This window comes from Saccharothrix sp. CCNWYY140, from assembly GCF_037401995.1.
In the GTDB taxonomy this organism is placed as follows: Bacteria; Actinomycetota; Actinomycetes; order Mycobacteriales; family Pseudonocardiaceae; genus Actinosynnema.
In genome coordinates, this window is sequence record NZ_JBBEGC010000238.1 from 1 (window position 1) to 2,831 (window position 2,831).

At 70.7% G+C, this 2,831-nt stretch carries 3 protein-coding genes; 2 read left to right on the forward strand and 1 reads right to left on the reverse strand.

The genetic code is table 11. The features are described from left to right. Positions 1–184: 184 nt before the first annotated feature. The gene (locus WBN91_RS39010; protein WP_337729331.1) at positions 185–604 is read right to left on the reverse strand and encodes a YybH family protein; all 420 of its coding nucleotides are present in this window, start codon (positions 602–604) and stop codon (positions 185–187) included. A gap of 271 nt (positions 605–875) precedes the next feature. Between WBN91_RS39010 and WBN91_RS39015 the strand changes: the two genes are divergently transcribed. Next, the gene (locus tag WBN91_RS39015; RefSeq protein WP_337729330.1) at positions 876–2,057 is read left to right on the forward strand and encodes an acyl-CoA dehydrogenase family protein; all 1,182 of its coding nucleotides are present in this window, start codon (positions 876–878) and stop codon (positions 2,055–2,057) included. 45 nt (positions 2,058–2,102) lie between these two features. Then, a complete protein-coding gene (locus WBN91_RS39020; RefSeq protein WP_337729329.1) occupies positions 2,103–2,504 on the forward strand; it encodes a YybH family protein in 402 nt (133 codons plus the stop codon). Positions 2,505–2,831: the final 327 nt, after the last annotated feature.

Genomic DNA, 2,831 nt, shown 5'->3' on the forward strand with positions numbered 1-2,831 from the left:
GGGCAGGCCATACGGGGATGACGGAAGAAGCCCAAGTCGGGGGGTCTGCTGCGCGAGCTACTTCGAAAAGCGCGCGCGCCCCGCGGGCCGAGGGGAGGGTCCGGGGGAGGGGGATGTCACTGGCGAGGCGCCCGCCCGGATGGTCGGGTGGGCGCCTCGTGGTGGAGCGGGGACGACGTCCGGGTCAGTCCAGGAGTTGCGGCGGGTTCATGACCGGGCGGTCGACGGCCATCAGCCAGCGGCCGTCTTCGCCGCGGCGCAGGACGTCGGTGCAGCTGCCGGTGATGCGGACCTTGCGGCCCTCCTCGTCGGTGGTGTCGATCTGGAAGGTCACGCCGATGAGGGACACGTCGCCCGCCACGTACGCGTGCGTGAGCTTTGCCTCCAGGTACGGCTTTGCCGAGAGGAACTGCTCGAACCACGCCTTGCGGGGTGCGCCGGTCAGCTGGCCGCCGGAGAAGTTGGAGATGGCGTCCGGGCGGTACAGGCGGTCGAACAGTGCGCCGTCGCCGGAGTTGAAGACGTCGATGAAGATGTCGTTCTGGGTGTCGATGTCGTCGGTGAGGTCGGGGAAGTCGGGGTCGATCCGGAGTGCGGTGGACATGTTTCCGTCCTGCTTCCTGTCGGTGGACCGGGTCCGCGGGACCGGTGCTCACAGGCTTCTCGGCCCTACCCGGCGACGGTAGCCCGACCGCATTCACGGCCGGCTCACGCGCCGGTAATCACCGGTCGTGCACCTGGCGTTACTGCGCGATGAGGGGCGGTTTTCCACGCGCTCGTACTGTTCGGCCCAGAGGGTGCCTGGGGGAGGAGTTCGCACAGGTGTCCGCCGACGTCGACAGTCCACAGGGGACGCTACGAGAGGGTTCAGCGCGATGCAGGAGACCGAGCAGGACGGTCGGGCGGTGATCGACGCGGTCCGGGACCTCGTGCCGCGGCTGCGGGCCAACGGCCAGGAGGCCGAGGACCGGCGGTGGTTGCCGGACGAGAACATCAAGCTGCTGGAGGAGGCGGGCGTGTTCCGGGCGCCCGTCCCGCGCAAGTTCGGCGGGCTGGACCTCGGTGTGGCCGACCAGGTCGCCATCGTGCGCGAGGTCGCCCGGGGCTGCGGCTCGACCGGCTGGACGGTGAACGCGTGGATGTCCAGCACGGGCATCATCGCCGCCTACCCGGACCGGGCGCAGGAAGAGGTGTTCGAGGGCGGCTCGGCGCGGGTTTCCGGCGGGTTCACCCCGACCGGCTCGCTGACCCCGACCGAGGGCGGCTACCTGCTCAACGGCAGCTGGCGGTTCAACACCGGCATCCGGGGCGCGGACTGGAACATCGCCGCCGCGATGGTGGAGCTGCCCGGCCACGACGAGCCCGAGGAGTTCTACGCCGTCGTGCCCGCGGCGGAGTTCACCGTCGCCGACGACTGGCACACCTCCTCCGCCGCCGGCACCGGCAGTTCCACCTCCACCGCGAAGAACGTCTTCGTGCCCGCCCACCGGGTCGTGGACGGCGTGGCGGTGCTGGAGGGGACCACCGGCGACCGCTGGAACATGGGCCTGCACGGCCGCGACTACGGCCTGATCCCGTACGTCATGGCGCCCTCGCTGGGGGTGTACATCGGCCTGGCCCACCAGGCGTTGGAGCTGTTCGTGGAGCGCGCGCCCGGTCGCGGCATCGCCTACACCGGCTGGACCGAGCAGTCCGAGCACCCGCACGTGCAGATCCAGGTCGGCACGGCGGCCAACAAGATCGCCGCCGCCGAGGGCCTGCTGGACCGCATCACCACGCTCATGCAGGACCGGGCGGACCGCGCCGTCACCGTCACCACCGAGGAGAAGGCCGCCATCCGCGGCCAGGTGGGCTACGGGATCCAGCTGGCCAAGGAAGCCGTGGAGATCCTCTACACGCTGTCCGGGGCCTCGGTGATCCAGAAGTCCGTCGCGTTGCAGCGCGTCTACCGCGACACCGTCGGCCTCGCCCTGCACGGGCTGATGGCGCCGGTCACCAACCTCGAAGTCCACGGCCGGGTGCTGCTCGGCCTCGAGCCCGACACGTTCTTCCTCTGATCCCGCCGCCACCGGCGACCAGCACGCGTGAAGGAGCCAGCCGTCATGACCGCGATCAGCACGATCAAACCCACCACGGACCTCGACAAGCACCTGGAGCACTACGTCCAGGCCTTCAACTCCAACGACCCCGACGTGGTCGAGCGGTTCTACACCGAGGAAGCCATCGCGGTGTGGGAGCCCGGCAAGCCGCTGTCCGGCGAGGCGCGCCGCGAGGCCACCCGCGAGTTCCTGTCCCGCAAGCCCACGATGGTCGCGACGGAGCGGGAGCGTTACGTCACCGGTGACACGATCCTGTTCATCGTCGACTGGTCCATCGACATGACCGGTGTCGACGGCGAGCCGGAGCACCTGGAGGGCGTCGGCGTCGACGTCGTCCGCAAGGGCCCCGACGGCGTGTGGCGGTACGCCGTGGACGACGCCTTCGGTGGCAACCCGCGCGACTGACGCACCAGACCACGGGCAGCGCCTCGTCCCGGCGCTGCCGTCCCCGGCCGGCGTCGGCGTCCTCCCGCACCCCAGAGCGGGAGGCCGTCGGCGCCGGTCGCCTGCCGGTTCGCCGCAGGCGCAGTGCGCCGCACCCCTTGTTCCCAGGCAAGGGGTGCGGCGCTCTTTTGCGCTCTCTCGAACGCGCAGCGCGCTCTCAAGATCAACGCGCTGGCGCGCTCTCGGGATCAACGCGCTGGCGCGCTCTCGGGATTAAAAGCGGCGCTCGCCGCGCGGCAGGCCCCCGGGGGGTGGAAGGGCGTCGGTTTCTTCCCCCGTACGGCCTGC